The 24,370-nt window shown below is 71.4% G+C and carries 19 protein-coding genes; 11 read left to right on the top strand and 8 right to left on the bottom strand.

Annotation, left to right across the window (positions count from 1 at the left end; translation table 11 throughout):
* Positions 1 to 57: 57 nt before the first annotated feature.
* Positions 58 to 3,774 (bottom strand): multifunctional oxoglutarate decarboxylase/oxoglutarate dehydrogenase thiamine pyrophosphate-binding subunit/dihydrolipoyllysine-residue succinyltransferase subunit, encoded by a 3,717-nt coding sequence (locus ADL15_RS27550; protein ID WP_067697243.1) that lies wholly within the window; start codon positions 3,772 to 3,774, stop codon positions 58 to 60.
* A gap of 140 nt (positions 3,775 to 3,914) precedes the next feature.
* Positions 3,915 to 4,568, bottom strand: coding sequence for a hypothetical protein (locus tag ADL15_RS27545; protein ID WP_067697241.1), 654 nt, complete (start codon positions 4,566 to 4,568; stop codon positions 3,915 to 3,917).
* A gap of 93 nt (positions 4,569 to 4,661) precedes the next feature.
* Here ADL15_RS27545 and ADL15_RS27540 point away from each other — a divergent pair, with 93 nt between their 5' ends.
* The 9 genes from ADL15_RS27540 (at position 4,662) to ADL15_RS27500 (ending at position 15,950) form a co-directional block, all read left to right on the top strand.
* A complete protein-coding gene (locus tag ADL15_RS27540) occupies positions 4,662 to 5,423 on the top strand; it encodes a GNAT family N-acetyltransferase (protein ID WP_067697239.1) in 762 nt (253 codons plus the stop codon).
* Positions 5,420 to 6,199 carry a lysophospholipid acyltransferase family protein gene (locus tag ADL15_RS27535; RefSeq protein WP_067697237.1) on the top strand — a complete coding sequence of 260 codons (780 nt, stop codon included), beginning with the start codon at positions 5,420 to 5,422 and terminating at the stop codon, positions 6,197 to 6,199. The genes ADL15_RS27540 and ADL15_RS27535 overlap by 4 nt, the downstream gene beginning before the upstream one ends.
* Positions 6,200 to 6,281: 82 nt before the next feature.
* Positions 6,282 to 6,995, top strand: coding sequence for a response regulator transcription factor (locus ADL15_RS27530; RefSeq protein WP_067697235.1), 714 nt, complete (start codon positions 6,282 to 6,284; stop codon positions 6,993 to 6,995).
* 10 nt (positions 6,996 to 7,005) lie between these two features.
* Positions 7,006 to 8,550 (top strand): sensor histidine kinase, encoded by a 1,545-nt coding sequence (locus ADL15_RS27525; RefSeq protein WP_067697233.1) that lies wholly within the window; start codon positions 7,006 to 7,008, stop codon positions 8,548 to 8,550.
* 186 nt (positions 8,551 to 8,736) lie between these two features.
* Positions 8,737 to 10,392, top strand: coding sequence for a S1C family serine protease (locus ADL15_RS27520; RefSeq protein WP_067697231.1), 1,656 nt, complete (start codon positions 8,737 to 8,739; stop codon positions 10,390 to 10,392).
* A 221-nt stretch (positions 10,393 to 10,613) separates the two neighbouring features.
* Positions 10,614 to 13,772, top strand: coding sequence for a cyclic nucleotide-binding protein (locus ADL15_RS27515; protein ID WP_067697229.1), 3,159 nt, complete (start codon positions 10,614 to 10,616; stop codon positions 13,770 to 13,772).
* An 87-nt stretch (positions 13,773 to 13,859) separates the two neighbouring features.
* On the top strand, positions 13,860 to 14,015 hold the full coding sequence (locus ADL15_RS27510; RefSeq protein ID WP_232344362.1) for a hypothetical protein: 156 nt from the start codon (positions 13,860 to 13,862) through the stop codon (positions 14,013 to 14,015).
* Between the two features lie 37 nt (positions 14,016 to 14,052).
* The gene (locus ADL15_RS27505) at positions 14,053 to 14,907 is read left to right on the top strand and encodes a patatin-like phospholipase family protein (RefSeq protein WP_067697226.1); all 855 of its coding nucleotides are present in this window, start codon (positions 14,053 to 14,055) and stop codon (positions 14,905 to 14,907) included.
* Positions 14,907 to 15,950: a 1-acyl-sn-glycerol-3-phosphate acyltransferase gene (locus ADL15_RS27500; protein WP_067697224.1), complete on the top strand. Its 1,044-nt coding sequence runs from the start codon at positions 14,907 to 14,909 to the stop codon at positions 15,948 to 15,950. The genes ADL15_RS27505 and ADL15_RS27500 overlap by 1 nt, the downstream gene beginning before the upstream one ends.
* Before the next feature lie 7 nt (positions 15,951 to 15,957).
* Here ADL15_RS27500 and ADL15_RS27495 read toward each other — a convergent pair whose 3' ends face one another.
* Positions 15,958 to 16,767 carry an LppX_LprAFG lipoprotein gene (locus ADL15_RS27495; protein WP_067697222.1) on the bottom strand — a complete coding sequence of 270 codons (810 nt, stop codon included), beginning with the start codon at positions 16,765 to 16,767 and terminating at the stop codon, positions 15,958 to 15,960.
* A gap of 188 nt (positions 16,768 to 16,955) precedes the next feature.
* On the opposite strand from ADL15_RS27495, the gene ADL15_RS27490 reads away from it, so the two are divergent.
* On the top strand, positions 16,956 to 18,104 hold the full coding sequence (locus ADL15_RS27490) for an FHA domain-containing protein (protein ID WP_067697220.1): 1,149 nt from the start codon (positions 16,956 to 16,958) through the stop codon (positions 18,102 to 18,104).
* Positions 18,105 to 18,162: 58 nt separating this feature from the next.
* Here the strand turns inward: ADL15_RS27490 and rocD are convergent, their stop codons facing one another.
* From rocD to ADL15_RS27470, 4 genes are all read right to left on the bottom strand, one after another.
* Positions 18,163 to 19,377, bottom strand: coding sequence for an ornithine--oxo-acid transaminase (gene rocD, locus ADL15_RS27485; RefSeq protein ID WP_067697218.1), 1,215 nt, complete (start codon positions 19,375 to 19,377; stop codon positions 18,163 to 18,165).
* Positions 19,374 to 20,171, bottom strand: a complete 798-nt coding sequence (gene ddaH, locus ADL15_RS27480) for a dimethylargininase (protein WP_067697216.1) — start codon at positions 20,169 to 20,171, stop codon at positions 19,374 to 19,376. Before ddaH ends, rocD begins: the two co-directional genes overlap by 4 nt.
* Positions 20,172 to 20,451: 280 nt before the next feature.
* Positions 20,452 to 21,048, bottom strand: coding sequence for a hypothetical protein (locus tag ADL15_RS27475; protein ID WP_157441637.1), 597 nt, complete (start codon positions 21,046 to 21,048; stop codon positions 20,452 to 20,454).
* A gap of 116 nt (positions 21,049 to 21,164) precedes the next feature.
* Positions 21,165 to 21,770: an ATP-dependent Clp protease proteolytic subunit gene (locus ADL15_RS27470; protein WP_067697212.1), complete on the bottom strand. Its 606-nt coding sequence runs from the start codon at positions 21,768 to 21,770 to the stop codon at positions 21,165 to 21,167.
* Positions 21,771 to 21,942: 172 nt separating this feature from the next.
* Between ADL15_RS27470 and ADL15_RS27465 the strand changes: the two genes are divergently transcribed.
* Positions 21,943 to 22,758, top strand: a complete 816-nt coding sequence (locus ADL15_RS27465; protein ID WP_067697209.1) for an Fpg/Nei family DNA glycosylase — start codon at positions 21,943 to 21,945, stop codon at positions 22,756 to 22,758.
* Here ADL15_RS27465 and ADL15_RS27460 read toward each other — a convergent pair.
* The gene (locus ADL15_RS27460) at positions 22,748 to 23,929 is read right to left on the bottom strand and encodes a polysaccharide deacetylase family protein (protein ID WP_067697207.1); all 1,182 of its coding nucleotides are present in this window, start codon (positions 23,927 to 23,929) and stop codon (positions 22,748 to 22,750) included. The two genes, ADL15_RS27465 and ADL15_RS27460, sit on opposite strands and share 11 nt — an antisense overlap.
* Positions 23,930 to 24,370 lie beyond the last annotated feature (441 nt).

The raw sequence follows: 24,370 nt of genomic DNA, 5'->3' as shown, positions 1-24,370 counted from the left end.
CACGGATAGTAAAAGGGGGCGCCCCGCAAACGCGGAGCGCCCCCTGTCACCAGCGGATCATGGGCGCGGCAACGACGCCTCGATCAGAGCCTGCTGCTCGGCCTCGTGCATCTTGGCCGAACCGACCGCCGGAGCAGCCGCCGCCGGGCGGGAGATCCGCCGCAGCCGCACACCCTCCAGGTGCTCCAGCAGGTTGAGCGCCACGAACGACCAGGCACCCTGGTTGGCCGGCTCCTCCTGGACCCAGGCGAAGTCCTCGGCGTTCGGGTACTGCGCCAGGATCGCCTTGAGCTCGTCGACGGGCAGCGGGTAGATCTGCTCCATCCGGATGATCGCGGTGTCGGTGATGCCGCGGTCGGCCCGGGCCTGGAACAGGTCGTAGTAGACCTTGCCGGAACAGAGCAGCACCCGCTTCACCGCGCCGGCGTCCAGCGGCTGGCCGTTGACACCGGCGTCGCCGAGGACCGGCTGGAAGGCACCCTGGGTGAAGTCGGACACCTGGGACACCGCGAGCTTGTGCCGCAGCAGCGACTTCGGCGAGAAGACCACCAGCGGCTTGCGTTTGCTGGACAGTGCCTGACGACGCAGCAGGTGGAAGTAGTTCGCCGGGGTGGTCGGGTTCGCCACCCGCATGTTGTCCTGCGCGCAGAGCTGCAGGAACCGCTCCGGGCGGCCGGACGAGTGGTCCGGGCCCTGGCCCTCCTGGCCGTGCGGGAGCAGCAGCACCAGCGACGAGATCTGGCCCCACTTCACCTCGCCGGAGGAGAGGAACTCGTCGACGATCGACTGGGCGCCGTTGACGAAGTCACCGAACTGGGCCTCCCAGAGGACCAGCGCGTCCGGGTTCTCCACCGAGTAGCCGTACTCGAAGCCCATCGCGGCGTACTCGGAGAGCAGCGAGTCGTGCACGAAGAACCGGGCGTTCCCGGTGGCCAGCGTGCCGATCGGCAGGAAGTCCTTGCCGGTCTTGGAGTCCACGATCGCGGCGTGCCGCGAGGTGAACGTGCCACGCCGGGAGTCCTGACCGGCCAGCCGGACCGTGACGCCCTGCGCGAGCAGCGAGCCGAACGCGATCAGCTCGCCGAAGCCCCAGTCGATGCCGCCGTCGCTGGACATCTTGGCGCGCCGGTCGAGCAGCTGCTGGACCCGCTTGTGCGGGGTGAAGCCCTCGGGCAGCTCGACGTGCGCCTGACCGACCGCCCGGACCGCGTCGGCCGTGATCGCGGACTCGACCTCGGGCTCCGGCTCCTCGGTGATCAGATGCGGTCGCGGCGGGTTGCCGGCCGCGTCCCGGGTGGCCTTGAAGACCTCCTCGAGACGGGACTGGTAGTCGCGCAGCTGCTCCTCGGCGTCCTGCACGGTGATGTCACCGCGGCCGATCAGCTCCTCGGTGTAGAGCTTCCGCACGCTGCGCTTGGTGTCGATGATCTGGTACATCCGCGGGTTGGTCATCGACGGGTCGTCGCCCTCGTTGTGACCGCGGCGGCGGTAGCAGATCATGTCGATCACGACGTCCTTGTTGAACGTCTGGCGGTACTCGAAGGCCAGCTTGGCGACCCGGACCACGGCCTCGGGGTCGTCACCGTTCACGTGGAAGATCGGGGCCTCGACCATCCGGGCCACGTCGGTGGAATACATCGACGAGCGGCTGTACTCCGGAGCCGTCGTGAAGCCGACCTGGTTGTTCACGATCACGTGGATCGTGCCACCGGTGCGGTACCCGCGCAGCTGGGAGAGGTTCAGCGTCTCGGCGACCACGCCCTGACCGGCGAACGCGGCGTCGCCGTGCACCAGCACCGGCAGCACCGTGTACCCGTGCAGGCCCAGGTCCAGGCGGTCCTGCTTGGCCCGGACGATGCCCTCCAGGACCGGGTCGACGGCCTCCAGGTGGGACGGGTTGGCGACCACGCTGACCGTGGTGGAGTGCTGGCCGTCCGGCGTGGTGTATTTGCCGGTCTGGCCCAGGTGGTACTTCACGTCGCCGGAGCCGTGCGCCGACTTCGGGTCCATCCAGCCTTCGAACTCGTTGAAGAGCTTCTCGTACGGCTTGCCGACGATGTTGGTGAGCACGTTGAGCCGGCCGCGGTGGGCCATACCCATCACCATCTCGTCCAGCCCGGACTCGGCGGAGAGCTGCAGCACCGAGTCGAGCAGCGGGATCAGCGACTCGCCGCCCTCCAGCGAGAACCGCTTCTGCCCGACATACTTGGTCTGCAGGAACGTCTCGAAGGCCTCGGCCCGGTTGAGCCGGAGCAGGATCTGCTTCTGCTCGTCGTTGTCCGGCTTGGCGTACTTGACCTCGATGCGCTCCTGGACCCAGCGGCGCTCCTCCGGGTCCTGGATGTGCATGTACTCGATGCCGATCCGGCGGCAGTAGCTGTCGCGCAGCACGCCGAGGACGTCGCGGAGCTTCATCTTCTGCTTGCCGGCGAAGCCGCCGACCGGGAACGTGCGGTCCAGGTCCCACAGGGTCAGGCCGTGCTGCAGCACGTCCAGGTCGGGGTGCTTGCGGATGGTGAACTCGAGCGGGTCGGTGTCGGCCATCAGGTGACCGCGCACCCGGTACGCGTGGATCAGCTCGATCACCCGGGCGGCCTTGTCGATCTGCCCCTCTGACGTCCGGGCCACGTCGCGCACCCAGCGGACCGGCTCGTACGGGATACGCAGCGACGTGAAGATCTCGTCGTAGAAGTCGTGCCCGCCGAGCAGCAGCTCGTGCATCACCTTGAGGAACTCGCCGGACTGCGCGCCCTGGATGACCCGGTGGTCGTACGTGCTGGTCAGCGTGGTGACCTTGCTGACGCCGTGCTCGGTCAGCGTCTCGTCGCTCATCCCGGCGTACGGCGCGGGGTACTCCATCGCGCCGACGCCGATGATCGCGCTCTGCCCGTTCATCAGGCGCGGGATGGAGTGCACCGTGCCGATGCCGCCCGGGTTGGTCAGCGAGATCGTGGTGCCGGAGTAGTCCTCCATGGTCAGCTCGTTGCGGCGGGCGCGCCGGACCACGTCCTCGTACGCCTGCCAGAACTGCCGGAAGTCCATCCGCTCGCAGCCCTTGATGGACGGCACCACCAGGGTGCGGGTGCCGTCCTTCTTCGCCAGGTCGATCGCGATGCCCAGGTTGATGTGCTCCGGGTCGACCAGGGTGGGCTTGCCGTTGATCTCGGCATAGCTGTAATTCATCTCGCGGTGCGCGACGACCGCCCGGATCAGCGCCCAGCCGATCAGGTGGGTGAAGCTGACCTTGCCACCCCGCCCGCGGGAGAGGTGGTTGTTGATCACGATGCGGTTGTCGACCATGAGCTTCGCCGGGACCGCGCGCACCGACGTGGCGGTGGGGACCTGCAGCGAGGCTTCCATGTTCTGAACGATCTTGCCGGCCACGCCGCGGAGGACCGTGGTCTTGGCGCCCGCCGGAGCGGTGCCGTTCGCGGCGGGCTTGGGCGCGGGCTTCTCGGCCGGCGCCTTGGCCGCCTCGGGCTTCGCGGCCGGTGTGGGCGGCGTCACCGTCTTGGCGGGCGCGACCGTGGCCGCGGCAGGCGCGTCAGTACCCGCCTTCGCCGCGGACTTGGTCGCGTTCGCCGCGGTCGCCTCGTCGGGCGTCGCGATCGAACCCTTGGCCATCGCCGGCTTGTAGTCCGCGAAGAAATCGTGCCAAGCAGGGTCGACGCTGGTCGGATCGGCCAGGTACCGCTGATACATCTCGTCGACGATCCACTCGTTGGGACCGAAGTCCGCGAGTGGATTGTCCTGCGAAGTCTGCTGCGTCGACACTGCCGCGTTCGCCTCTTTCACCGTGTTTGTCATCACGTGACATCTCCGTCACGCGGGACGGGCTAGGATCCGGTGTCTAGGCTACGCCGTGCGCGAGCGTCGCCCGTCCGGACGTCCGGTCTGTGACTCGATCCTCGGTCCTACGCCGTCCTGATCCAGGTGGCCCGGGCGACCGCGAGCCGCTGCCCGTCCGGGCCGTGCACCGCCGAGTCGACCAGCGCCTTCCGGCCCGTGAGCTCGACGACCGCCCCGGTGATCACGCAGTGCGCACCGGGTTCGGGAGGAGTGGCGAGGGCCACCGCGATCCGGCCCAGGACGTAGGCCTGTCCGGGTGTGATCGCGGTCCAGCCGCCGGGGCAGTCCAGCGCGGCCCAGAGCAGTGGCGCGGACACCTCGTCCGGGACCGTCCAGGGCGCCGCGGTGCGGCCGTCCGGCAGCGGGCCCGGGAAGATCCGCAGACCGTCGCCCTCGGCCCGTTCCGGCCCGCAGACGAAGCAGGTCGGGAACGGGTGGGCGGTGAAGCCGGGGTAGTCCCGCGCGGCGGTGACCGCGGTGTCCCATCCGACCGGGTCGACGCCCGGGCCCGCGTCGGGGACGTCGGCGAGTTCGGCGATCAGGGAGCTGCCCGCGTACACGAGATCGTCGCGGACCTCGAGGTCGGCCTCCAGCGGCGGAGGCAGCCGGAGGGTGACCTGACGGATGCCGGAGCCGGGCGCGGCGGCGGCGAAGACGCCGGCCGACCAACCGCCGTTTCCGGAGCCGGGCGGGCCGTTGAAGCGTGCCGGGATACGCATCCACCGACCTTCGCACAAGCCGTTCATCAACCGGCCACGCATCGCCTCCTGGCGCGACACGCCATCGGCAGGTGTCACCCTTACAAAAATCACATGGCAGTTCTGATGACCGCTGCTGCACCCACCGGGACCAGCGGCTACACGCTTCTCATCGCCGACGACCAGACTCAGGTCGAGGCCGCGCAGAGACTGCGTCACAACGTCTTCGCGGGCGAGCTCGGCGCGACCCTCGCGCCCGGCGCCCCGGGACTCGACGTCGACGAGTTCGACGCCTACTGCGATCACCTCATCGTTCGCGACGACGCGACCGGTGACGTGGTCGGCACCTACCGGATGCTCCCGCCGCGCGCCGCCGACCTGGCCGGCCGGCGGTACGCCGACTCCGAGTTCGACCTGAGCGCCCTGCGCCCGCTGCGCGAGCAGCTGGTGGAGATCGGCCGCTCCTGTGTGCACCCGGACCACCGCTCCGGCGCCGTGGTCAACCTGATGTGGGCCGGCATCGCCCGGTACCTGCACCTGAACAACCTGCGCTGGCTCGGCGGCTGCGCCTCGGTGCCGCTCGGCGACGGCGGGGTCACCGCGGCCGGCGTCCGGGCCCGGATCAACGAGAAGCACCTGGCGCCGCCCGCGCTGCGGATCCGCCCACGCACGCCGTGGACGCCGCCGGAAGGCCTGGTCGCGAACCCGAAGGTGGCGGTCCCCGCGCTGCTCAAGGGGTATCTGCGGCTGGGCAGCTGGGTGTGCGGCGAGCCGGCCTTCGACCCGGCCTTCGACTGCGCCGACTTCTACGTGCTGTTCTCGATGGACCGGCTGGACCCGCGGTACCGCCGGCACTTCCTGGGCGCGACCCGATGACCGCGCCCGGTACCGCACTCTGGCAGCCCGCGTCGGGCTGTGGCGACCGCTGCCGGCCCGGCGACGCCCCGGCCGCCGGGGCCTGGACCGCCGGGTGGCGGGTGGTGGGCGTGTTCGGCGTACTCCTGATCGGTCTTCTCCCGGCGGCGCTGCTGCGTGGCGCCGCGCTGCGGACCCTGGCCCGCAGCCTGCTCGCGGTCCTCGGGGTGACGCTCGTGGTGCGGGGCCCGGCGCCGCGCCCGGGCAGCCTGCTGGTCGCCAACCACATCTCCTGGCTGGACATCCTGGCGCTGGTCGCGGTGACGCCAGTGCGGCTGGTGGCCAAGCACGACGTGCGCTCCTGGCCGGCGCTGGGGGCGACCGCCAGCCGCAGCGGCGCGATCTTCATCGACCGGACCAGGCCGAGCACGCTGCCGATGACGGTGGGCGAGGTCGCGGCCGCGCTGCGGGCCGGGCGGTCGGTTGCGGCTTTTCCCGAGGGTACGACGTACTGCGGCGCCGAGCGGGGCGACTTCCGTCCGGCGCTGTTCCAGGCGGCGATCGACGCGGGCGCCCCGGTGGTGCCCACCTCGATCACCTACGACACCACCGAGGCGTCGTTCATCGGCGACGACACACTGCTCGCCTCGATCCGGCGGATCGCCCGGGTGCGCCGGACCACGATCGCCGTGATCACCGCTCCGGCGCTGCGGCCGATGCCGGGCGCGGATCGGCGGGCGCTGGCCCGGGCGGCGCAGCGCAGCATGGCCGGCCACGGCTACCGGCTGGCCGCTTAGCACCTCCGGACGCGGTAAGCCTCACAGATAATTTTCAGCAAGCCTGCAGCAAGGGCGCAGGGGGCGGGGAAAGAATGGCCGCATGGCCGTTCAGACCCAGCCCAAGCAGAGCGAGGCGAAGCTGCTCGTCGTCGAGGACGACGCGAACATCCTCGAGCTGCTCTCCGCCAGCCTGCGCTTCGCCGGGTTCGACGTCACCACGGCGACCAGCGGGAGCGCCGCGGTCAGCGCGGCACGCAGCGCGGCGCCCGACCTGGTCGTGCTCGACGTGATGCTCCCCGACCTCGACGGCTTCGAGGTGATCCGGCTGATGCGTGAGGGCGGGCAGCGCACCCCGGTGGTCTTCCTGACCGCCCGCGACGGCACCGACGACAAGATCCGTGGGCTCACCCTGGGCGGTGACGACTACGTCACCAAGCCGTTCAGCCTGGAGGAGCTCACCGCCCGGATCCGGGCCGTGCTGCGCCGCACCACGGCCGGCGAGGAGCAGCCGTCCCGGCTGGTCTTCGCGGACCTGGAGCTCGACGAGGAGACCCACGAGGTCTACCGGGCGGGCAGCCGGGTGCAGCTCTCGCCGACCGAGTTCAAGCTGCTGCGCTACCTGATGCTCAACGCCAACCGGGTGCTCTCCAAGGCGCAGATCCTCGACCACGTGTGGAAGTACGACTTCCGCGGTGACGACAACATCGTCGAGTCCTACATCTCGTACCTGCGGCGCAAGGTGGACAACGTGCAGCCGCGCCTGATCCACACCCTCCGTGGCGTGGGTTACGTGCTGCGCAAACCGGCCGTCTAAGCCGGGCTCGATGTCACTCACCGAACGGGTCCGCACCGCGCTCCCGCAGCAGACGAGCCTGCGCAAGGCCTCGCTCCGGACCAAGCTGGTCGCGTCGGTGCTGGTGCTGGTGTTCGCGGCGCTGACCCTGATCAGCTCGGCGAGCACGATCGCGCTGCACACGTACATGGTCGACCGGCTGGACAACCAGCTCAGGGCCACTTACAAGGACCTGGGGCTGCTGGCCGACACCAACTTCCGGGTCTACGCGCCGATGGAGTGGATGTTCGCGTACACCGCGATGAGTGGCATCGGACCGGTGCTGAGCGGCCGCAACGTTGCCGAGGAGGACCTGCCGCCCTTGCTCAAGGGTGTGGAGGAGGTCGAGTCGCACGCCGACACCCCGTACACGGTGCGCTCGGTGAACGGCAAGTGGATGTGGCGTCTGCTGGCCGAGGTCAACGACAACGGCACGGTGGTCTACGTCGGCCAGCGGATGACCGGTATCGACGCGGTGATAGCCCGATTGGTCTGGGTGGACGTGCTGGTCGGCGTCGGGGTGCTGCTCGCGCTCGCGATCGTCGGTGCGGCCCTGGTCCGGCAGAGTCTGATCCCGCTGCTGCAGATCGAGCGGACCGCCGGGCGGATCGCGGCCGGTGACTACAGCCAGCGGGTGCCCGACCCGGAGTCGGACGGCGGCGAGCCCACCACCGAGCTGGGCCGGCTCTCCACCGCGCTGAACACGATGCTGGCCCAGATCGAGGCGTCGTTCCACGCCCGTGCCGCCTCCGAGCGGCAGGCCATGGCGGCCGCCGAGTCCGCGAAGCTCTCCGAGAGCCGGGCGGTGCGCTCCGAGGAGAAGATGCGGCAGTTCGTCGCGGACGCCTCGCACGAGCTGCGCACGCCGCTGACCACCATCCGCGGGTTCGCCGAGCTGTACCGCCAGGGCGCGGTCTCCGACCGGGAGGCGGTGGCCCGGCTGGTCCGGCGGATCGAGGACGAGGCGTCCCGGATGGGCCTGCTCGTCGAGGACCTGCTGCTGCTCGCCCGCCTTGACCGGGAACGACCACTCAACCTGGCGCCGGTCGAGCTGCCGGTGCTGGCCATGGACGCGGTGCAGGCGGCCCGGGCGACCGCGTCGGACCGGGTCGTGGAGCTGGACGTGAGCGACGATCCCGAGCGGCTGGTGGCGTACGGCGACGACGCCCGGCTGCGCCAGGTGATCGGTAATCTGATGACGAACGCGCTGGTGCACACGCCGCCGGACGCGACGGTGACGCTGCGGGTGTACCCCTCCGGCGACGACCACGCGGTGGTGGAGGTGGCCGACAGCGGGCCCGGCCTCACCCCGGAGCAGCAGGCGCACGTGTTCGAGCGCTTCTACCGGGCGGACGGCGCGCGGACCAGGAACACCGAGCGGGAAGCCACCGGGACCGGCCTCGGGCTGGCCATCGTGGCGGCCATCGTGGCGGCGCACGAGGGCACTGTGGAAGTGCTGAGTGAACCGGGCCGGGGCGCGGTGTTCCGGGTGCGGTTGCCGACGCTCTCGAAACTGGAATCCGCCGACGGGGAATGAGAAGTCGCACCCCTTTTATTCGGCGCGTATTGCCTGTTCAGAGGCGTTGTGAGGCCATTTCTGAAATGCACGGGGGTGATCGGTTTGAATAGTCAAAATCACTGATGCCGGCGGCCGTCGAGGCTTCCAGTAAACGCTCAGGGGCAGCACAGGTAGATACGAGTACGACGGGGCAGAGTAGGCGACATGAACGAGAACGAGACCAACCCGCGGCCCGCGGACGCCGGCGCTGAGTTCAGCAGCACGGAGCGGGTGGAGTCTGAGCAGCCGACTGCAGCGCAGCCGCCGGTTGCCTCGCAGCCCGCCGCTCACCAGTCCGCGGCACCCACCTCCGGCGCGCACCCCACGCCGCCGCAGTACGACGCGCAGCCCACTGCGCACCATTCCCCGCAACTGCTGCACGACGCGCAGCCCACCGCGCCGAGCGCCTGGGCCCAGCCCGCCGCTCACCAGCAGTCCGCCGACCCGCAGTCCTACCAGCCGGCCGCACCGCAGCCGCCGCACGCGCCCGCGTCGCCGTGGCAGCAGCCGGCGCCGGTCTCCGCGATCCCGGTCACCAGCCAGCCGTATGCCGCGGGTTACTCCCCCTACGCCGCCCAGCAGCAGCCCGGCTACGCACAGACCGGTTATGGCCAGCCTGCGGGCTACCAGCACACCGGCGCCTGGCAGCACGGCGCGACACCGACACCGCCCGAGGGCGTCGTCCCGGTCTGGGCGCAGGGTCCGGGCGCCCAGCCGCCGCGCAGCGGCCGGGGCCGCAAGATCCTGATGGCCGGCGCGGCCGCCATCGTGATCGCGCTGCTCTCCGGCGGCGTCGGCGCCGCCACCGTGATGGCGATGGACGACAACGGCTCGAACCCGACGGTCCAGACCGGCAACTCCTCGGTCACCCGGGTGGTGGACCGTTCCTCGCTGGCCCAGATCGCGGCCGCGGTGCAGGACAGCGTCGTCTCGATCACCACCGGCTCCGGTGAGGGCTCCGGCGTGGTGATGAGCGCCGACGGCTACATCGTGACCAACAACCACGTGGTGGCCTCGGCCTCCGGCGACACCGTGAACATCATCTTCGCGGACGGCAAGAAGGCCACCGCGAAGATCGTCGGCACCGACCCGCGGACCGACCTGGCCGTGGTCAAGGCCGACGGTGTCTCCGGGCTCAAGGCCGCCACCTTCGGCGACAGCTCGAAGATGGAGGTCGGCGACACCGTGCTGGCGCTCGGCAGCCCGCTGGGCCTGGAGGGCTCGGTCACCGCCGGCATCATCAGCGCCAAGGACCGCACCATCGAGTCCAGCAGCGAAGAGGACCAGCAGGAGCAGCAGAACCCGCTCGGCCAGTCGCAGCAGCAGCAACAGCAGCCGTCGACCAGCACCACGATGACCGGCCTGCTGCAGACCGACGCCCCGATCAACCCGGGCAACTCCGGCGGCGCGCTGGTCAACACGAACGGCGAGGTGATCGGGATCAACTCGGCGATCGCCACCTCCGGCTCCAGCTCCGGCAACATCGGCCTCGGCTTCTCCATCCCGAGCAACAAGGCGGTGGACGTCGCCAAGGCGCTGATGGCGGGCACGAAGGTGAGCCACCCGGCGCTCGGCGTCAGCGTGACCACCGCGGAGAACGGCGGCGCCCTGGTCAGCCAGGTGACGTCGGGCAGCGCGGCGGCCAAGGCCGGCCTGCAGCAGGGTGACGTGATCACCAAGGTGGACGGCAAGGAGATCAGCGAGTCGGACGACCTGGTGGCCGCGGTGCAGGCCGGCTCGGTCGGTCAGCAGATGAACATCACCTTCACCCGCAACGGCGCCGAGAAATCGGTGACCGTCACGCTCGCCGAATCCAAGTAGACCTCAATCCTTTCGCTGCGGCGGGTGACGTGACCAGGGGTGGGCACGTCACCCGCCGCATTCCTGTCTACTGCCGCTATTCAGGACTTTCGCGACCAACGGGCAGGTTTCTCCGCCGGGGACTCGCGTTCGGCCAGGGTTCCGCCTAATCTCCTTTCGCCATCGGCAGAGCCCTCGCCGTCGGCGCGGTTTCGCTTCGGCGGAGTGAGAGGCCCAGCGAGTTGACGTACGTCGAGACCCGGACCAGTGTCTGGGAAGCCCTGGCCGGTCGGGCCCCTGGCGCGGAGTCCGGCCCCGCCGACGCCGGCCTCTGGCACGCCGTCGCCGACCGGTTGAACCCGTCCCGAGCCCGTCCCGAGCTGCGCGGCGGCATCGAGGTGCGGCACCGCACCACGGTCCGCGGCGGCCGGTACGTGATGCTCCGCTCGCCCGACGACGGCGGCCGCAGCTGTTACCTCCGGCTCACCCCGGAGGAGTACCAGCTGGCCCTGATGATGGACGGGGTCAGCACGGTGGCCCGGCTGGTCGCCGAGTTCGCCCGGATCGCCGGCCGGCTCGCACCGGACCAGGTCCGCCGGGTGGTCGCCGACCTGGCCGGCAACCGGATGCTGGAGGACCTCCCCGGGGACGCGTTCCGCCCGCTCCGCGAGATGAGCCGGGAACCGCTGCCGAAACGGGTCGGCGGATCGCTGCTCGGCGCCCTGCGCGGCCGCCGGATGATCTCGGTGCACGCCGACGGCGCGCTCACCGGCCTCTACAACAGTGTCGGCAAGCTGCTCTTCACCCGGCCGGCGGTCTGGCTCGGCACGCTGCTGGCGATGGCCGGTGCGGTGCTCTTCGTGATGACCTGGCAGCGCGGCGGGCACGCGCTGTTCCTGGCCGGCGACTCGTACCTGCTCGGCGCGCTGGCCCTGCTGCTGCTCAACGTGATCGCGCTCGGCCTGCACGAGCTGGGGCACGCGCTCGCCGCGAAACGGGTCGGCCGGGAGGTGCCGGTCGCCGGGCTGATGCTGCACTTCGGCCTGCCCACCGTCTTCGTCGACACCACCGACGTCTGGATGGCCGGTCGGCGGGCCCGGATCGCGGTCACCGCGGCCGGCCCGGCCACCGGGCTGGCCCTGGCCGGTCTGGTCCAGCTGGTCGGCCTGGCCGCGCCGGCCACCAGCGGCATCGCCTTCAAGCTGGCGTTCCTGTTCTACCTGCACTCGTTCTTCAACCTCAGCCCGCTGCTGCCGCTCGACGGCCAGTACCTGCTGATGGACTGGCTGGAGATCCCGGACCTGCGGGCCCGTGGCCTGGCCTGGCTCGGCGGCCGGCTGCGCCGCCGCGGGCCGCGCTGGTCGGTGCTGGACCGCGAGGGCCGGCTGATCGCCCTGTACGGCCTGCTCGCCCTCTTCTGGCTGGCCGCCGCGGTGGCCCTGGGCTACCGCCTGTGGACCGATCGCGTGCACGGCCTGGTGACCGGCCTCTGGTACGAGGGTGCCGCGTCCCGGGTGCTGCTCGTCCTGATGCTGCTCGGCCTGACCGCCCCGCCGCTCTACTTCCTGCTCGGCCGGATCGGCCGGGGCTGGCGCCGGTGGCGGCAGCGCGCCGCGGAGCGCGACCAGGAGAACGACATGCCCCGCCGGATGGCCGCGCTCTACGCCTCCGACCTGGGTGGCCTGCCCGACCCGGCGTTGCAGTCGCTCGCCGCCCGGGCCCGCTGGTCGCACCCGTCGGTCGGCCGCCAGCTCGTCCTCGCCGGTGAACACCAGCCGGTGGTGTACGTGGTGGTCGAGGGCGCCCTGCACGGCCGCCGCCCCGGCGACCCGGGCGGCACCATCCGGCACCATGCCGGACCCGGCACCGTGGTCGGCCTGGCCGCCGCGCTCACCGGCCGCAGCGCCGCGCTGGACTGGCACGCCGCCGGCAGCGCCGTCCTGCTGGCCGTGCCCACCTCGACGGTCACCACCGTGGTCGGCCCGCTGCCCGGTCCGCCGCCGATGGAGCGCGCCGAGGCCGAGGCGCTGTTCGCCGACACCCCGGCGCTCGCCGGCCTGGAGGAGGACCAGCAGCTCGCGCTGATCGCCGCCGCGCACCCGGTCGACCTGGAACCGGGCGCGCCGGTGATCCTGCACGGCCCCACCCACGCGGTGGTGGTCGAGTCCGGCGTGATCGCCATGCCGGACGGCGTCGAGCTGCGCCGCGGCACGCTCGTCGGCCCGGTCGGTGACGGCACGCCCGGCATGGTCGCGCAGACCCGTACCCCGGTCCGGCTCTGGATCATCCCGGACGCGTCGGACCTGCCGCCGCTCATCGGTTTCGAGGCCCGTCCGGGCGCGCCGATGCCGGGTGTCCGGCCGGGCGCCCCGCTCGCGGTGCGTCCGGGCGCCGTGCACCCGCCGCTGGCGGTGCCGCCCGGCCCGCCGCCGGAGAGCGACGAGGAGTTCGACGTCGACCGGCACTTCGAGAAGCGGATGTGGGTGTTCGTCAGCCTGCTGCTCGTGGTCGTGTTCGGCGGCCTGGTCCTGGACCTGGGCGCCGGACCGGCCTGGGCCGAGATGCCGACCGAGCGGGCGCTGCTCACCGTGGACCGCGGGCAGGCCACCACGCAGGACGGCGGCGACCGGCAGACGGTGCCGGCCGGGCAGCGGCGCTACCTGAGCGCCGGCGCCCAGGTCGAGGCACCGGGCAAGAGCCGGGCCCGGCTGACCTTCCCGGGCGGCGGCGCGGTGCTGCTCTGCCCGGGCGCCCGGATCACCCTGAACGCGGCCGCGGTGACGAGCGGCCGGCAGGCGGCCCCGTCCGGGCGGCTGACCCTGGAGAGCGGGCGGCTGCTCGCCGACACGGCCGGCACGAGCGGGGCGTACCAGCCGCTGCGCCTGACCATCGCCCGCGCGCAGGGCGACGTGTCGAACACCGGCGCGTCCTGGTACTCGGTCGACCCGTCGGCGGTCGCGGTCGCGAACGGCACGATCACCGCGGGCGGGGTGGAGAGCCCGGCCACCGGTGGTGACCTGACCTGTGGCGACGGGGTGAAGATCCCGCAGCCGGCCACCACCGAGGGCGACGATCCGTCCGAGGCGCCGTTCCCGTCGGACGAGCCGGTCGCGCCGTCCGCCTCGGCGGTGCCGAGCCTGAGCGTGAGCCCGAGCGCCAGTGTCTCGGCGAGCGCCAGCCCGAGTGCCTCGGCCAGCACGTCGCCGACCCCGAGCCGGACGCCGAACGGCGGCGCGACGACGGTGCCGGAGACGCCGACCACCCGGCCGACCAGCCGGAGCGCCTCACCGAAGCCGACCGCGACGACGAACTCACCGTCGCCGTCGCCGTCACCGAGTTCAGCGGCGCCGTCGCCGTCGGTGTCGACCACGCCGGTCACGGAGGAGTCGGATCCGGGCTAGGCCTCAGCCCCACCGGGAGGGGACGACATGTTGTGCTGGTTCTGTGCCGAGGGGGCCCGGGCCACGTGCCGGTTCTGCGGACGGGGCGTGTGCGCCGAGCACGCCCGGTTCGGGCCGTACCTGTTGGAGGTCAGCAGGTCGGTGGTCCGGGACCGGGCCGAGGCGCTGGTGGTGGAGGACGCCGTGCAGTGCGGCGCCTGCCACCCCCGGCCTCAGCCGGTGGCCATGCCCGAGCTGGACTGACGCGCCGCGACGCCGGACGCGTGGAACCATGGTGCCCATGGTCGACGGTCCGGTGGCGTTCGTTCTCGGCGGTGGTGGTGTGCTCGGCGCGGTCGAGGTGGGCATGCTGCGTGCCCTCTTCCGCGCCGGTTTCCGGCCGGACGTGGTGGTCGGCACGTCGATCGGTGCGGTCAACGGTGCCCTGGTCGCCGCCGAGCCCGGTGAGGCCGTCACCGACCGGCTGGTCCGGCTCTGGGCGTCCCCCGAGGCGGCGGCGGTCTACGGCGACTCGATCGGCCGCCAGCTGCGCCGGTTCGCGGCGCGCACCCACCTGCACTCGCCGTTGCCACTGCGCCGCCTGCTCGAGGGCGAGCTGGGCACGGCGGCCACCTTCGCCGATCTGAAGGTGCCGTTCCACTGCTGCGCGGCCAGCATCGAGCGGGCCGCCGAGCACTGGTTCGACAGTGGCCCGCTCGTCGACGCGGTGCTCGCCTCGTCCGCGGTGCCCGGCCTGCTGCCACCCATGGAGATCCACGGGGAGCACTACGTGGACGGCGGGATCGTGAACTCGATCCCGATCAGTGAAGCGGTCCGGCTCGGCGCGCGGCTCATCTTCGTGCTCCAGGTGGGCCGGGTGGAACGGCAGCTCAGCGTGCCCCGACGGCCGTGGGAGGTGGCGCAGGTGGCGTTCGAGATCGCCCGGCGGCACCGGTTCGCCCGGGACATGGCGTTGCTGCCCGGCGGCGTCCGGGTGCACGTGCTGCCCAGCGGCAGCGGCGAGGGTGGCGACGACTCGCCGTGGGCCTACCGGGACATGGCCCGGGTGGGCCGCCGGATCAGCCGGGCCTACACCGCCTCGCGGCGCTACCTGGCCGCCAATGTCCACCCGCTGCCGGAGCCGGGCGTCCGCTGATGAGCCTGCCGCCGCCGTGGGTCCGCCGTCTGGTGATCGGCCCGGCCGTCGTGCTGCTCGCCGCGATGCTGCTGACCACGCTGCCGATCTGGCTGCTGTTCGCGCTGGCCGTGTCGCCGCTGGTGCCCGGCCGGCTGCGGGTGCCACGGCTGGTCTTCCTGCTGATCGTCTACATGGTCTGGGACGCCGCGGCGCTGATCGTGATGGCGGCGCTCTGGCTGGCCTCGGGCTTCGGCCGGTGGATCCGCACCCCGTTCTTCCAGCGCGCGCACTACGTGGTGACCGGCTGGTTCCTGCGTACCCTGTTCTGGTTCGCCAGGTGGTCGTTGCATCTGGCGATCGACGTGGTCGGCACCGACCCGGACACCGCGCAGCCGGGCCGGCCGGAGATCGTGGTGAGCCGGCACGCCGGGCCGGGTGACTCGTTCACCCTGATCCACGCGCTGGTCAACTGGTTCGCCCGGGAGCCGCGGATTGTGCTGAAGGCCGCGCTGCAGTGGGATCCGGCGGTCGACGTGCTGCTCAACCGGTTGCCCAACCGGTTCATCACGCCGGGCCGGACCGGCACCGCGACGCTGGAGGAGCAGATCGGTCAGCTGGCCACCGGGCTGGACGACAACGACGCCTTCGTGATCTTCCCGGAGGGCGGCAACTTCACGCCGCGCCGCAAGGTCAAGGCGATTGCCCGGCTGCGGGCCAGCGGGCTGGACGAGATGGCGGAGAAGGCCAAGAACCTGCGGCATCTGCTGCCGCCGAAGCCGGGCGGTCTGCTCGCGGCGATCGAGGCGGCCCCGGACGCCGGGGTGATCTTCGTGGCGCACACCGGCCTGGACCGGATGATCACGATCGGCGACGTGTGGCGTGAGCTGCCGATGGACAAGCGCCTGGTGATGCGGTTCTGGAGCGTGCCGCCGGAGGAGGTGCCGGACACCGAGCAGGAGCGGATCGACTGGCTCTATGCCTGGTGGGCCCGGATCGACGCGTGGGTCGAGGAGAACCAGCCGGCGCCGCGGCCACTGTGGATGGACCGCGGCGCCGCCTGAGAGTCGCTTACTTACCGCCGAGCGCCGTGTAGACGCTGGCCGGGGCCTCGGTGATCTGACCGGCCGGGGGCCGCTGGGCGGTCACCGTCTGGCCGTAGTCGCTGTACTTGATCACCAGGGGCTGCGCCGGGGTGTTGTTCACCGCGGGCAGGTTCAGGGTGAGCGTGTCGAGCCGGCTGTCCTTGGTCAGGGTGGCCTCGAACGGCACCTTCTGGGCGTCCGCGCCGTAGCCGTCGACGGTGACCTTGTCGACCCCGGCCACACCGGCGGCCTTGGTCAGGTCCAGGGTGCCGGCGTACGAGCCCTCACCGGACATCTGCGCGTTGGTGGTGGCGCTGAGCAGGTTCGCGGTGTTCGCCGGGTCGATCTGGCCGGGCTTGAGACCGATGTTCGCGCCGTCCGGCAGCCGGGCCATGTCCAGGTGGGTCCAGGTGTCGCCCTGGGTGATGCCGGGGATCTGGGCATACAGGTCCTGGCCGAACAGCAGCGTCTTGACGGTGAGCGCGGTGTTCGCGCCCTTGGCGCTCATCTCCGCGGTGCCGTTGCCCTTCGGGGCGTCGATGTCCGCGGTGAGCTGGAAGCCCGCGCCGCTCGTCATGGTCATCTTGAAGCTGGTGTCGCCGAGGGCCGCGGCCGCGTCGGAGAGCGCCTTGACCGCTGCCGGGTCGGCGCTGCTCGTCGGCGCGATCGATGCCGCCGATGCCGCCGGGGTGCCCGACGCCGAGGTGACGGGCGTGGTCCCGTTGGTGCAGCCGACCATCGCGAACGCGGCCGCAGCCGCCGCGACGCTCAGACCGGCGAGCCGTGGTGTCCGCATGAGTGTCCTTCCTGCCGTGTCGGCTTTCAGAAACGCCGATCGATGGTGAACTTCCCGATCGAGGGAATCGGCAAACGGACACCTGCGGGCAAAGCATGGCGTGGTTCCCGCCCGGTTGGCCGCGAGGATCACGCGCCGGGCAGAATGAGCCGCAGGTAATCCGTACGTGCAGGACAGGGGGAGAGCTCGTGAGATTCGAGGTCAGCAAGGTCCTCGACGCCATCGAGGTCCGGCTCACCACCGATCCGGCACTCGCCCGGGCCGTGGTCGATCTGTCGGAAGTCGTCCGCTACGCCGATCTCGACGGCGGCCGCCCGGCGAGTCTGGTGCGCCTCGGCCTGCTGGTCGACGCGTTCGGACGCTACGCCGCCGAGGAGAACGTCCCGGTCTACGTGATCGCTCCGCGCGGTCTGCTCTCGGACACCGACCTCACCTCCAACGAGCGCATGGTGGTGCGCCGCTGGGCCGACGACGGCAAGGTCGAGGTGGTGCCGCAGATCGAGGACCGGGTGCTGGAGGTGGCCGAGATGCTCGGTCTGCCGGTGCTCACCCGGGACCGGGAGGACCGGTTCCGCGGCACCCGTCCGTGGGTGGCCGAGCCCGGCCGGCTGCTGGCCCTGGTGTCCCAGCAGGGCGGCCCGGCGCTGGTGGCCCGGGTGGGGCGGGGTGAGTCGGTGCCGCCGACGCCACGGTCGCCGCTGGGTGAGCGGCTGCTCTCCCGGATCTGGCGCTGCCCCGACACGAACTGCACCACGTTCGGCACCGGCGGGGAGTCGGACAGCCCGTTCGCCGACATGCGTACCTTCACCAACCCGGTGGCGCAGCCGCCGCCGGCGTTGCGGGCCGGCGTGCCGACCTGTCCGCGGCACGGCGACCGGCTCAAGGACGCCGGTCCGCGTCCGGCCACCGAAGTTTTTTCGGTACGCATCGACGGCATCATCCGGCAGCGTTTCACCGTGTCGGAGGATCAGCCGGTGGTGGTCGGCCGCGCGCCGGAGGGCAACGGCGGGGTGATGCTCGGCCAGTGGCTCACCCAGGAAGCCCGGAAGTGGATCAGTCGCGGGCACGTCCGGTTCGCGCTGCGGGCCGGGGAGATCACCGCGAAGGACATCAGCACCAACGGCACCGGGGTCCGCCCGGGCGGCTCACCCGACGACGATCAGCGGATCACGCTGCACCGCGACGAGAGCCGGGTGCTGGACGCCGAGGACATCGTCGAGCTGTACGCGAACGTGCACGTCGGCCGGTCGAAGCTCTGGTCGACCGGTGGCGTGGTGCAGCCGCAGTCGGTGATGGCCGAGGCACCGACCATGGCGATCCGCCCGGTCGGCCGCTGACCAACCGTGCGTGTGAAGTTTCGGTGCGGAGCGCACCGAAACTTCACACGCACGGGGTTCAGCTTGCTAGCACCGCGGCGAGCTGGGCGACGGCGTGGTCGAGGTCGGCCTCGGTGACCACCAGCGGCGGCGCCAGCCGGATCGTCGACCCGTGGGTGTCCTTGGCCAGCACACCTCGCTCAGCGAGCCGCTCACAGGCCTGCCGCCCGGTCATCAGCGCCGGGTCGATGTCCACCCCGGCCCACAGCCCGCGGCAGCGGACCGCGACGAGCCCCTTGCCGATCAGCCCCTCCAGCCCGGCCTGCAGGTGGGCGCCGAGGCGCGCCGACCGGTCCTGGAACTCGCCGGTGCCCAGCAGGTCGAGCACCGCGCTGCCGACCGCACAGGCCAGCGCGTTGCCACCGAAGGTGGAGCCGTGCTCGCCCGGCTTGAGCACGCCGAGCACGTCCCGGTTCGCGGCGACCGCGGAGACCGGCACGATGCCGCCGCCGAGGGCCTTGCCGAGCACGTACATGTCCGGTACGACACCCTCGTGCTCGATCGCGAAGGTCTTGCCGGTGCGGCCCAGGCCGGACTGGATCTCGTCGGCGATCAGCAGCACGTTCTGCTCGGTGCACACCTCGCGGACCCGGGTGAAGTAGCCGGCCGCCGGGATCAGCACGCCGCCCTCGCCCTGGATCGGCTCGACCAGCACGGCCACCGTGTTCGGCGTGATCGCCGCGGCCAGGGCCTCGGCGTCGCCGTAGGGCACCACCACGAACCCGGGGGTGTACGGCCCGAAGTCGGCCCGCGCCTCCGGATCGGTGGAGAAGCTCACGATCGTGGTGGTCCGGCCGTGGAAGTTGCCGTCCGCCACGATGATCTCGGCTTGCCCGTCCGGCACGCCCTTGACCTGGTAACCCCACTTGCGGGCCACCTTGATCGCGGTCTCCACGGCCTCGGCGCCGGTGTTCATCGGCAGCACCAGGTCCTTGCCGCAGAGCTCGGCGAGGCTGCGGCAGAACGTGGCGAACTGGTCGTGCACGAACGCCCGGCTGGTCAGCGTGAGCCGGTCGAGCTGGGCGTGCGCGGCGGCGACCAGGTCGGGGTGCCGGTGCCCGAAGTTCAGCGCGGAATACCCGGCGAGCATGTCCAGGTAGCGGCGGCCGTCGACGTCGGTCACCCAGGCGCCCTCGGCTTCGGCGACGACGACGGGCAGCGGGTGGTAGTTGTGCGCGGTCCAGCGCTCGGCCTCGGCCAGCGCGTCCGGCGTACGGAATTCCACAGTCGTCACGAGCGGACCTCCAGCGTGCAGCACTTCGGGCCGCCGCCGGCCTTGCGCAGCTCGGACACGTCGACCCCGATCGGGTGGTAACCGCCCTTGCGCAGCGCCTCGGCGAGCTGGACGGCCTGCACCGGCAGGACCACGTTACGGCCGTCACTGACCGCGTTGAGGCCGAGCACGGCGGCATCCTCGGGCGTAGCGATGATCGCATTCGGGAAGAGCTGGCGGAGGACGGACTGCGAACCCGGTGAGAAAGCGGACGGCAGGTACGCGATGTTCGTCTCGTCCAGCACGCAGAGCGCGGTGTCCAGGTGGTAGTACGCCGGGTCGACGAGCTGCAGCGTGATCACCGGACGGCGCAGGAACTCCTGGGTCTCGGCGTGCGACGCGTGCGAGGTGCGGAAACCGGTGCCGGCCAGCAGCAGGTCACCGGAGAGCAGGATGTCGCCCTCGCCCTCGTTGGTGTGCTTGGGCATCTCGACCTCGAAGCCGGCCGCCCGGAACCAGTCCGCGTACGCCGGCGCCTCGTCGGCCCGCTCGGCGTCCCGGAACTGCACGCCCAGCGCCCGGCCGTCGATGATCGTGCCGCCGTTCGCGGCGAAGACCATGTCCGGCAGCCCGGGCAGCGGGTCGATCAGGTCGACGGTGTGACCCAGCTCGAGGAAGACCTTGCGCAGGTTCTCCCACTGGCTGACGGCCAGCGCGTTGTCGTACGGCGCCGTGGGATCCATCCATGGGTTGATCCGGTAGGTGACGGCGAAATGGGTGGGCCGGCACATCAGATAGCGGCGCTTGGCGGTCATGCAGGAAACGGTAGGGGCGGATGACCTCCGCACACCCCGGTGCAACCATGCGTACCGCGGCGGAACGTTGCGTGATCACCGGGTCTCGCGGTGAATCGTTGTGCACATGCCACACGGGCGTCGGGGGCGGCGTTCACACACCACCCCCGACGCCCGTGTGGAGTCCGGCGAACCGCCGGAGCCCTGGCGAACCGCCGGGAATTCGGGGCGGGCCGACGCGAGGTCGTCCCGGTTCCGAGGTACCGCCAGCGTATCGCTGCCGGTAAATGTCATGTACCCGTCAGAAACGGTTCGCAAACTGTGCGTCAAGCCACTCGCGCAGGCTGGTCGCCGGCTGCGTGTCGGTGCCCAGCCAGTAGATCTGACCCTCCAGGGCCAGGATGCCGAGCACGATCGCGCCCAGGGCCACCACGACGCCGATCAGCGCGTCGGTCTTGCCGGCCACGTGCTGCTTGCGGGTGGCGCTCAGCCCGGCCAGCGAGAGGACCAGGCCGAGACCGGCGACGCCGATGCCCCAGCCGGCCAGCGGGCCGGAGAGCACGAGCGCGATACCGGCGACGCTGACGATCAGGCCGAGCGTGGCGAGCAGGCTGGCCCGCGGGCGGCGGGTCGCGACCGGAACCACGGCCGGGGTGGCCGGGGTGGCCGGCGAGACGGGCGTGACCGGGTTGGCGACCGTGATCGGCTTGCGCTGCGCCGCGGTCGGCGGGGTGACCGTGCTGGTGGACGGCTTGTTGATGTCCTGCGTGGTGGGCTCGGAGCGCTCCCGGGTGATGTTCTGCGTGGTGGCGTCGTCGGTGCGGCGCGGCTGCACCGGGGTACGGGGGGTCTCGGCGGTCTCGGTTGTAGCCGTTCGCGCGAAGGTCGGCAACCTCACGTCAGCACCTCCATGGCGGGGATTCTCGGGTATGTATGTCTGCCCTATACCCGGCCCGCCCGGAAATGACACGAGGGACGCACGAACGTGTGCGCCCCTCGTGGTCGATCGGCAGGTCAGACCAGCGACGAGACCGCGTTCACGTCGGAGGCCTTGCTGATCACGTGGTCGACCAGGCCGTAGTCCTTGGCCTGCTGAGCAGTGAACCAGCGGTCCCGGTCGGAGTCGCGCTCGATCTCCTCCGGGGTGTGACCGCTGTGGAACGCGATCCGGTCGTTCATCACGTGCTTGATGTGCAGCATGCTCTCGGCCTGGATGGCGATGTCGGCCGCGGTGCCGCCGATGCCGCCGGAGAGCTGGTGCATCATCACCCGGGCGTGGGGCAGGGCATACCGCTTGCCGGGGGTGCCGGCGCAGAGCAGGAACTGGCCCATCGAGGCGGCCATGCCCATCGCGATGGTGGCCACGTCGTTCTTGATGTACTGCATGGTGTCGTACACCGCCATCCCGGCGCTGATCGAGCCACCGGGGGAGTTGATGTACAGCGCGATGTCGCGCTCGGCGTCCTCCGAGGCGAGCAGCAGCATCTGGGCGCAGATCCGGTTGGTCACCTCGTCGTTGACCTCGCTGCCGAGGAAAATGATCCGTTCCCGGAGCAGCCGCTCGAAGACCTGATCGTCGAAGGACGCGCCGCCACCGCGCATGGTCGTGTCAACAGTCATGAGCCCAACCCTTTCGCATCCGCTCTTCTACGTCTCACACCTTCTCCCAAGGGGCGTGTCATAACCCAGTGATTCCCCTCAGGGCGAATCCGCTTACGGCAGAATGACCCCCCTTGGTGGCGCTGATCACGACCGATCGGTCGGCGGGCCACCCGCCGGTTACCTTTGGCGCGTGCCGGAGGGACATACCATTCACCGCCTCGCCACCCGCCATCGTGAGCTGTTCGCCGGTCATCCGGTGGGGGTCTCCAGCCCGCAGGGCCGGTTCGCGAGCGGCGCCGCGCTGCTCGACGGCCGCGTGCTGCGCGACACCGAGGCGTACGGCAAACACCTGCTGCACCACTACGAGGACGACCGCACCCTGCACGTCCACCTCGGCCTGTACGGCAAGTTCACCGAGGGTGAGCCCCCGCTGCCCGACCCGGTCGGCCAGGTCCGGATGCGGATGACCGGTCCCGCACACTGGCTCGACCTGCGCGGCCCGACCGCCTGCGAGGTGCTCGAGCCGCCCGCGGTGGAGCTGCTGCGGGCCCGGCTCGGCGCCGACCCGCTGCGCGACGACGCGGATCCCGCGGTGGCGTACACCCGGATCCGCTCCAGCACCAAGCCGCTCTTCGCGCTGCTGCTGGACCAGTCCATCGTGGCCGGTTGCGGGCTGATCTACGCGAACGAGGTGCTGTTCCGCGCCGGGCTCTCCCCGCTGACCCCGGGCACCCGGATCGACCGGGAGTTGTGGGCGGCGCTCTGGGACGACCTGCGCGCGCTGATGAAGGAGGGGGTGGCCCGTGGCCGGATCGACACGGTGCACACCCACCACACCCCGGAGGCGATGAGCCGGGCGCCGCGCGTCGACCGGCACGGCGGCGAGGTCTACGTCTACCGCCGCGCCGGGCAGCCGTGCCTGGTCTGCGGCACCGCGGTGTCGCTCGGCCCGCTGGCGGGCCGCAACCTCTACTGGTGCCCGGCCTGCCAACCCGCTAGGACGTAGTCGCGGCGGCCGACGGCGCCAGCGACGGTGCCGTCGTCGGCGTGGTGTCCGGGTCCGGCGGGCTGGTGCTCTCCGACGGCGACGGGGTGGCCGGGGTCGGCGTGGCGGGCGACGCCGGGGTGACCGGTGTCTCGCCGGTGCCGGTCGGCACGCCCAGCTCGAAGTTCTCCGCCAGCCACGGGATCAGTTCCTCGTACGCCTTGATGGTGTCCGGCTGGTTGAAGTCGTGGGAGAGGATGATCGCGCCCGGCTTGGTCTGCTTCTTCACCGTGGCGATCACGCGCTTGATGTGCGCGGCGTCGGTCTCGCCCTCGGTGTGCTCCCAGTCCCGCGGGTCGACCTCCCAGTAGAGCGAGGACATCCCGTCGGCGTAGGCGACCTTCACCAGCTTGTCGCTGAAGTTGCCGCCGGGCGCCCGGAAGAACGGGATCTGCGCGTCCGGCACCGCGGCCCGGATCGCCTGGTTGGTCTTCGCCAGGTCGGCGCGGATCTTCGCGGCGCTCTTCTTCCCGATCGTCAGATCGTGCGAGAACGTGTGGTTGCACAGCGTGTGACCGGCCGCGACGATGTCCCGCACCAGCTCCGGGTGTTTCTGTGCCTGCGTACCGACCAGGCAGAACGTCGCCTTGATCTGGTACTGCGCGAGCATCGCCAGGATCTTCGGGGTGAGTTCCGGGTCCGGGCCGTCGTCGAAGGTCAGCGCGACCTGCTGGGTGCCGGTGGTGAGTAGCGAGCTGCCCGGCCCGGCGCCCGCGGGCACTGCCCGGGACGGGTTGTACTCGGCCGGCTTGCCGGTCGCGGTGGCCTGCGGGGTAGGCTTGGCGGTGGCGCCGGCGGGCGGCTGCTCCGGGCTGTCGTCGCTCTGCTGCTCGCCACCACCGGCGTCGGTGGCCTTGTTCCGCTGGGCCGCCTGTGCGGCCTGCGCCGACGCCGCGGCCTGCACGGCGGCGGTGGTCAGCGCGCCGGGGCTGTTGGTGCTGGGCTGGGAGAGCGGCACCGCGGTGATCAGCAGGCCGGCCACGACCAGGGTGCCGAGCACGGTGGTCGGCCGGTTCTTCGCCGCTTCCAGCCAGGATTCCAGCGGGATGGTGTTGGGCGCGCGGTGCGAGCCGGTCGCCGACCGTTGTCCGTTCGACCGCTTCGGATCAGACCGCTTCGGCGCCGCCGGCATCAGCGCGGCGGAATGCCGGGCGCGCGCGGCCCGCGTCCTGGTGTCGGTCCGTCCGGCTTCGGTCCGATCTTTTTCGGTACGGACGGCGCTGTACGACCCCGTGTCACCGGCGCGGTGACGCGCGGACCGGGACGTGGCTGCAGCGGGTGACTCCCCGGTGGACGAGTCCACAGCGGAGCGAAGCGGCGACTCGAGGAACGCGGCGCGAGGGCGGGCCCACGACACAGCGGTCTCCGAGCCGGAGGCAGAGTCCGGCCGACGGTGCCGCCCACCCGTAACGGCTGCGTCGCCGGAGCTCGTCAGGTGCGGCGAGGTGTGCGGCGGCATTCGTCATGCCTACCGTGCGGCAAGATCCGGCGCGATACCGAATCGGTCATGGCATCGTCACGTATGGTTGTTATGCCAGTTCACGCAGGGTGCTTCCCTGTGCAATATCTGTGG

The organism is Actinoplanes awajinensis subsp. mycoplanecinus (genome assembly GCF_001509495.1).
Taxonomy (GTDB): Bacteria; Actinomycetota; Actinomycetes; order Mycobacteriales; family Micromonosporaceae; genus Actinoplanes; species Actinoplanes palleronii.
This window is presented reverse-complemented; position numbering and strand designations above follow the sequence as displayed.

Coding starts and splice junctions, on each gene's coding strand:
- ADL15_RS27545 (WP_067697241.1), bottom strand. CDS start 4,568: ATGCGTATCCCGGCACGCTTCAACGGCCCGCCCGGCTCCGGAAACGGC.
- ADL15_RS27540 (WP_067697239.1), top strand. CDS start 4,662: ATGGCAGTTCTGATGACCGCTGCTGCACCCACCGGGACCAGCGGCTAC.
- ADL15_RS27535 (WP_067697237.1), top strand. CDS start 5,420: ATGACCGCGCCCGGTACCGCACTCTGGCAGCCCGCGTCGGGCTGTGGC.
- ADL15_RS27530 (WP_067697235.1), top strand. CDS start 6,282: ATGGCCGTTCAGACCCAGCCCAAGCAGAGCGAGGCGAAGCTGCTCGTC.
- ADL15_RS27525 (WP_067697233.1), top strand. CDS start 7,006: ATGTCACTCACCGAACGGGTCCGCACCGCGCTCCCGCAGCAGACGAGC.
- ADL15_RS27520 (WP_067697231.1), top strand. CDS start 8,737: ATGAACGAGAACGAGACCAACCCGCGGCCCGCGGACGCCGGCGCTGAG.
- ADL15_RS27505 (WP_067697226.1), top strand. CDS start 14,053: ATGGTCGACGGTCCGGTGGCGTTCGTTCTCGGCGGTGGTGGTGTGCTC.
- ADL15_RS27500 (WP_067697224.1), top strand. CDS start 14,907: ATGAGCCTGCCGCCGCCGTGGGTCCGCCGTCTGGTGATCGGCCCGGCC.
- ADL15_RS27495 (WP_067697222.1), bottom strand. CDS start 16,767: ATGCGGACACCACGGCTCGCCGGTCTGAGCGTCGCGGCGGCTGCGGCC.
- ddaH (WP_067697216.1), bottom strand. CDS start 20,171: ATGACCGCCAAGCGCCGCTATCTGATGTGCCGGCCCACCCATTTCGCC.
- ADL15_RS27470 (WP_067697212.1), bottom strand. CDS start 21,770: ATGACTGTTGACACGACCATGCGCGGTGGCGGCGCGTCCTTCGACGAT.
- ADL15_RS27460 (WP_067697207.1), bottom strand. CDS start 23,929: ATGCCGGCGGCGCCGAAGCGGTCTGATCCGAAGCGGTCGAACGGACAA.